Here is a 6,380-nt window from a genome sequence, read left to right on the forward strand (position 1 = left end):
CACCCCAATAGTCGGATTGGGGAGCTGCTGCCGCACCGCTGGAAGCCGGCGCTGGCATCTGATGCTTCGGTTTGAGGCTCAGCCATAGCCAGCGGATGCGGGCAAGGTGGGATGGGCGGACGCTTACACAGCGAACGCAAGGAAACCGCTGAAGCGCTCGAGGCGCGCATGCAGCTGCGCGGGATGTGAAGGCTTGGCGCCTCGTTCAGGAGGCAGGCGCGGGGCCCAGAGCTCCGCGTCGGGCGCAAGCCGGATGCGCGCGCAACTGCCGGATTAATGTGGAAGACCTCCTCGTAAGGGTGAGGGTAGCCCTGACCTGAGGCCAGTCCGAGCCACATGGTGACAAGGCTGTGCTTGGATCAGGCGGCGGCTGGCGTGGCGATGAAGAACTGCTGGAGGGACTGATGTTCCAGCTGACACAAACCGTTGGCAGCAATACCGCCTCGCCGCAAGGTTGGCAGCAGCTGGAGCTGATTCTGAGAAAGGCTCTGGAAGCGGGCATCTCTCCAGGCGACATTGCACGCTTAATCGAAAGGCACCTACAGAACAGATAGCCAGACCGCTTCCTGTTCGAGCGCCAGTCCGGATTGGCGCATTTGTTCGGTTAACGGACCCAGATAATCAGGCAACTGCAGAGCAGCACTGGTAAACTCCCGAAGCGTATCCTGCCATAGCCGCTGGCTACCATAGCGTGCCAGTTTGCTTTGCCAGTCGGGCATCAGCCAGTATTCGCAAGTGTCGCCAAGCTGTGCAAAGAGTCGCGCGAAATTGGCCAGCCCCACACCGTCATAGTCCGGGAACAGTACGACACGGCTTGCACGCGGGCGCTTCCCCAGCCAGGCGAGAAGCCGGCCATCAAGCTGTCCACCGTAGTACAGCAGGGTGGCTTGCGTTCCTACTGGCAGCCAATCCGTGCTGTCAAACAGCGCTTGGTTCTCCACCAGCCAGAGCGGCTGCCCGCTTTGCCAGGTGTCGCCAGTTTCAATGCGCAGGCTGGCAGCCCCGAAGTGGTGTGTGAGCTGGCTGAGTGGCAGTTCGCTCCCGTGTTCGCCTTGTCGCCAGAGAACCTTTTCACCAACGGCCTTGAGCAAGGGGTAGTAGCACTCATGCTGATGATTGCGCGCTTTGCTGTCGCGCGCGTGGGCGATGTGTTGTGCCCGTAGCGGCAAGTCGTCCGTGGTTAGCATCCCGACTTTGGGGGAGAGTGCGCTCAGATGGATATCGAATAGTCTCGGATCGCTGACACGGTAAACATCACCGCGCCCCTGACGCTGGCAGATTACCGCTCCTGTCTGCCTGGCAAAGCGATCCAGAGCGCTGCGCTGAGCGGCGGTGAAATGGCTGGCCGGCAGGGTTTGTTGGCCATGCAGCTTGAGCAAGGCAGCGCGCAGGGTTCGATCCATACTCAGGCATCCAGCGGTTCGATGACCTGCCAGCTATGGCGGCTGATCTGATTGCTGCCGTTGCGCGTGTGAATCGGAACGCAGTAACGCACGGTCGTCAGCGGCGCGGGCGAGGCAAAAATCAACGAGAAGCCGAACTCCGCCGCCGTGTCGATCAGGCTGCGCTGATTGCGGGCGTCCAGGGCCAGTGCCTCGTCCAGGTAGCAGATGCCCTGAATAGGGCGACGCTGATCCTGCATCAGATGCAGCATCGCCAGCCCCGTCACCAGTTTGGCCATCAGCACGGTGCCATTGGAGGCGGCACTGTCGAGGTCATCGAAGGCTTCCGGATCTCGATCTGCCTTGCCGACCCAGAAACGCAGGCGAAACAGGTCGGCCACCCGCAGGCCATGGCGGGCGTTACCCTCTTCGATCAGCAGGGTCTTGGCGCGATTGAGTTGATCATCGTCGAGTACGCTCTGCTGGTTGAACAGCTCGAAGGTTTCGCCACTGTCCACCGTGGCAGCGGTATTGATCAGTAGCTCGATGGCCTCGACCAGAATGGTTTCGTCTTCGGGTTCGATCTTGAATACTGCCAGATCGGAAAGTTGCCGGCCGCTGATCTTGCGGTTGAACTCGCGCATCCGGCGCTTGAAAGCAAACAGGCCGTCACGCAGTTCGCGCAGGCAGGCGGCCACATTCACCACCGCCGAGCGCACTTTCTTTTCCAGGGCTGCGGCTTCCTGCGGCAGGTGATGGGCGAATTCAACGAGACGAACAATCTCGCTTTCCGGTTCGCCGACAAACTGATACTTGGTCAATCCGCCGGTATGGATTTCACCCAGCAGATGGCGGATCTGCTCATCCAGCTCCAGCAACTGGCGGCAGTCGGCCTGATAGGTCTGCAGCCGCTCGGCCAATTGTTCCAGCGCGAACTCGGGCTGGGCCAACCAGGGGCTGTGCGGCAAATCGGCCAGCCAGGTGAAGGGGCCTTCGTGGTCGATTCGCTGATGACGGCGTTGCTCGATCTGCCGGTGTTGCTGCTGCAAGGCCGCCAAATCCTGTTGCCGCTGCTGCCGCTGCTGATCCAGTGCGCGGTGCCGTTCTGCCGACTGCGCCAGGCTGGCGCCGAGTTCGGCGAGTCTTTTCGCCAGTGTCTGCAGCCGCCCTTCGCGCTCGGCCTCGCTTTGCTGCAAGTCCTGCATGTGCGCGTAGTCTCGCAACTCAGCATCCAGTTGTGCCAGCTGTTGGTCTAGTGCCTGGCGTTGCTGTTTGACGTTTTCCAGAGCTTGGGCGGTGGCCAATTGTTCTTGCAGCTGAGCCTGCTGTTGCTGCAACTCCTGCTGCAATTCGCTCAGTTCCGCCAGGGTCCGTTGCTGATACTGTGCCGGCAGGGCTTCCAGCCGCAGTTGAATGCCAGGCAAATTGAATTGCCCGGTATTCGCATCGACCAAGGCCGCAAGCAGGGCCTTGCCATCAAGGCGGAAATCTTCATTGCCCAGGGTCAGTACCGGTTTGGCCAGCACCTTGTTCAGCGCATTGAGTTGTTCCGTCGATACGACACCGGCCAGTTGCTGATAGAGGTTCTGCCCTTGGGTGCGCAACTCCTGCGCCAGCTGCGCAGATTCCCGCTCGATCCGCGCCAGCTCGCGCTCGATGGCTGCTGGCGTGCGGCTCTGGGCCTGGCCGATCCTCACCACCAGCGCATCCCGTTGCGCCAGCAACTCGTGGCGGCGCGCCTCCAGCAGGGCACGGTCGGGGATCAATGCAAAACGCTGCTGCAAGGCGCGCAACTGTTCGCTTTGTTGGCCGAGCTGCTTTTGTTCCAACTCGCACTCTTTCTTCTCGCCAGCCGAATGCATATCCTGTTCGCGCAGGCGCTGCAGCTCGACATCGCACTGCGCCAACTCATGCTGCAAGGATTGCTGTCGGGTCTCGTAATGCTGTTGCCACTGACCCAGTGCCGTGTCGATCAAGGGGCGCCAGCACAGCAATTTGCCGCGCAAGACCAGACGGGCATCCTGCTTCTGCTCCAGTTCGCCCAAGGTGGCTTGCAGCCGCACGGCGGCCAGGTACTGGCTGCGTTCGGCGTTGAGGTCAGCAAACGCCTTGTCCCATTCCGCCTTGAAGTCGATGCTGGCATCCGGCAGATCGCGCCGGAAAATCTGCAGCAGATAGTCCTTGACCTCGCTGGAGCGCAGTTTGTCCAGGCGCAGCGTGCGGGTCAGCACCCGCTGAAAAACGCTGGCATCACTGGCGTGCTCCAGCCGGAAAACGCAGAAATCCTGCTGGCTGGCGAGCTTGCGGCTGCGTCCGCCATAGATCATGTCGGCGAATTCGCTGCTGCTGTAGCTGAACACCCTGCGTTCGTGGCTCGCCAGATGGCTGGCCAGTTGCGGTTGTGCCACCAAGGTGCCATCCGGCAGGCAGAACTCCTCGACCTTCAGCGGCCCGGCATAGGCGAAATACTCGTACTCGAAGCTTACACCCTTGCCCACGCAGCCCAGCACTACGGTGCCGGACTCCGGCAGCGACACCTCCAGCAGCACATAGGCGCTGTTGTTGGGGAAATAGAAGCGCCGGCTCTTGTCCACATCGTGCGCACCAAAATCCATACGGCGGCGGTCGATGATCAGCAGAAACTGCAGGGCATTGATCAGGCTGGTTTTGCCAGTATTGTTGGGCGCCACCAGAGAGACCGCACCATCGAGCGGCAGCTCGGCGCGCGAGTAGCCTGCACTCCCCAGCAGGACCAAACGTTGGAAGCCGTACTGCATCAGGTGTTCTCCTCGTCGTCTGGTGCATCCGCAGTCCAGTCTTCCGCGGCAGGCGTGCTCTCTTCGTAGCCATCGGTCTTGGCCGTCAAGGCCAGGCTTTCGAAATGGTCGAGGTAGCGGCATACAGCGGGCAGCAGTCGCCAGCCCGCTGGCTCGGCCACGGCAAAGCCCAAGTTGCAGGCGCGGCCCAGCAGCTCCACCAGGGCGTCGGGGTTGAGGCCCTCGGCATCCAGCAGGTCTTGCTGTTGCTTGTAGACTTCGGCCAGCCAGGCACTGTCGATCAGCCAATCGGTAAAGCGCTGCAGGGCCTTGCCGGCGTTGGCTTGAGCATCGAAGATCACCATGAACAGCAAGGCCAGCTGGCGGCTGATCTTGCCGATGTTGCTGTTGGCGTCACTGCTGTGAAACCAGGCAAAGCCCCTGGCATCCAGGCGCAGTTCGAACCCCAGCGCGGCAAACAAGCCGACATAGCTGGCCTCGTGCTGTTCCAGCTCTGCCCACAGCGCGGGCTCGGCCATGCGATTGAGGTGTTTGCCGGAGAGAAACAGCCGGAACAGCTCGGCCAATGCCGGCATTTGTGACAGCGCAGCTGCCAGAGCGTGTGGGATCGTCATTGCGGGATACTCACGCGGTGAGGGTGATGCAGGACGCGAATCGTCTGCAACGTGGTTTTTTCAGGCTGGCTGGCGGCCTCGAACTGCCAGCCGGGCTCATGTTGCAGGTCATGGAACAAGCGCAGCAGGGTGGCATCCTGCAGATGGGCGTAATGGTTGTGCAGCCAATCGAGCAGATTTTCCACTGGCAGGCTGCGGGCCAGATGCGCACGAATGGCGGCTTCGTCCACCTGCTCCAGCAACGGAACGCCATCGCCGGGTTCATCCTGCGGAAAGGCCACAGCCTGCGGCTGGTATTGGTGCGCGGCAGCCATGACCGCCCGTACCTCATCGCCCAATTGCAATTTGAAACCGCGCTCATTGCGCCAGACGGGGAGTGCCGTGTCATCCGTCGAGCGCGACAGTGCGCGACGCAGGCCGCGTTTGCGCACCTGCCCCAACAGCAAGCTGATGGCACTGGTCAGTGCGTTGTGCTGACGCAACTCTTCGCGCAAGGGCAGCAGTGTATCGGCGCACTGCTGCGCAACCAGCCGGCCAAAGCGCCGCAGCTCCTTGGCCTGGTGCGCCACCTGACGCAACTGCAGGCGATGCGAGTAGAGCGCACCCTGCACCGACAATTGCTCTAGGCCCAAGTCGAGCCCGCGCTCTGCTTCTTCCAGATAGCGGTAGAAAGTGCCCTGCGAGCCGCTGTCCATCATCTGGTTCATCGGCTCCACATAATGATCGTAGGCTTCCAGCACCTCGCGGTAGCGCTGGCTGATCGGCATGGTGCTGTCGGCGCTTTTGGCGTTTTCCGCCAGCTCAAAGAGCGCGTGCCGGTCCTGATCGAGCTGCAGACTGATCTGGCGGAAGAGTTCTGCCAGCTTGTTGGCGGCTCCGCGCACGCGATCCATGTCGGCCCCGAGCATCCCTTCATTGAGTGCTTCGGTGGCTTCACGGATCGCAGCAACACGCGCCTGCAGTACGGCAGCCAGGCCCAGCTCATGTTCACGGGTGAGGCCGCGCACGAACTCCAGCACATAGGCATTGAGCTGCAGATCGCTGCTGCGCGGCAAGGTTTGCAGGATGTCCGCATTGACCAAGGCACGCAGCACCGCGCCCTGCGTTTCGGCATCCCGTTGCCCGGATACCTTGGCAATACCGTTCAACACCTGATCGCTGGTCAGCACGGCAAACTCGCGCGACAGCCGCACCAAAAGCTCCACGGTGTCCCAATGGGTGTAAAGCGCGCAGACCAGCGAGCGAGGGTTGGCCATGTCAGTTCAGTCCCCACCACCGAGCAGCACAGTCTTGCGGACATAACCCCTGCGCAGCCGCGCCCTATCAATCTTATCCACGGCATCGAGCGCCTCGGTCTCCTGCAAAAACACCTGCATCTTCCCGCCGTGGCGCTTGTTGAACAAGCCATACCAGCGCCGCACCAGCACGAAATCACCCAGAAGATCGCGCACCAACTCCACGCGATAGCCTCTTTTGCTAGATGTCGCATCCCTGACGATTGTATAGACTCCCGCCGCTACCCCCTGTTCATGGCTCGTGCCGTTTTGCAAGCCCTGATTGAGGAACATGAGCAAGCCAGCAAAGGAGCCCGTACACCATGATGATCG

5 protein-coding genes are annotated in these 6,380 nt (G+C 61.4%); all 5 read right to left on the reverse strand.

Going from position 1 to position 6,380, the window contains the following annotated elements:
* Nucleotides 1-539 precede the first annotated feature (539 nt).
* Nucleotides 540-1,403, reverse strand: a complete 864-nt coding sequence (locus tag FK527_RS16995; RefSeq protein WP_144735847.1) for a DUF7281 domain-containing protein — start codon at nt 1,401-1,403, stop codon at nt 540-542.
* Nucleotides 1,404-1,405: 2 nt separating this feature from the next.
* Nucleotides 1,406-4,159 carry a hypothetical protein gene (locus FK527_RS17000; protein ID WP_144735849.1) on the reverse strand — a complete coding sequence of 918 codons (2,754 nt, stop codon included), beginning with the start codon at nt 4,157-4,159 and terminating at the stop codon, nt 1,406-1,408.
* A complete protein-coding gene (locus tag FK527_RS17005) occupies nt 4,159-4,773 on the reverse strand; it encodes a condensin complex protein MksE (RefSeq protein WP_144735851.1) in 615 nt (204 codons plus the stop codon). The genes FK527_RS17000 and FK527_RS17005 overlap by 1 nt, the downstream gene beginning before the upstream one ends.
* Entirely contained in the window at nt 4,770-6,029 is a 1,260-nt protein-coding gene (locus tag FK527_RS17010; RefSeq protein ID WP_144735853.1) for a hypothetical protein, read from the reverse strand. Before FK527_RS17010 ends, FK527_RS17005 begins: the two co-directional genes overlap by 4 nt.
* Nucleotides 6,030-6,035: 6 nt before the next feature.
* Nucleotides 6,036-6,380: WGR domain-containing protein (locus tag FK527_RS17015; protein ID WP_222116178.1), on the reverse strand; the 345-nt coding region annotated here is incomplete at its 5' end.

The organism is Extensimonas perlucida (genome assembly GCF_007655255.1).
Classification (GTDB): domain Bacteria; phylum Pseudomonadota; class Gammaproteobacteria; order Burkholderiales; family Burkholderiaceae_C; genus Extensimonas; species Extensimonas perlucida.

Excerpts from the sequence above, each read along its gene's own strand:
- FK527_RS17000 (WP_144735849.1), bottom strand. The coding sequence starts at position 4,159 with ATGCAGTACGGCTTCCAACGTTTGGTCCTGCTGGGGAGTGCAGGCTAC.
- FK527_RS17010 (WP_144735853.1), bottom strand. The coding sequence starts at position 6,029 with ATGGCCAACCCTCGCTCGCTGGTCTGCGCGCTTTACACCCATTGGGAC.
- FK527_RS17005 (WP_144735851.1), bottom strand. The coding sequence starts at position 4,773 with ATGACGATCCCACACGCTCTGGCAGCTGCGCTGTCACAAATGCCGGCA.
- FK527_RS16995 (WP_144735847.1), bottom strand. The coding sequence starts at position 1,403 with ATGGATCGAACCCTGCGCGCTGCCTTGCTCAAGCTGCATGGCCAACAA.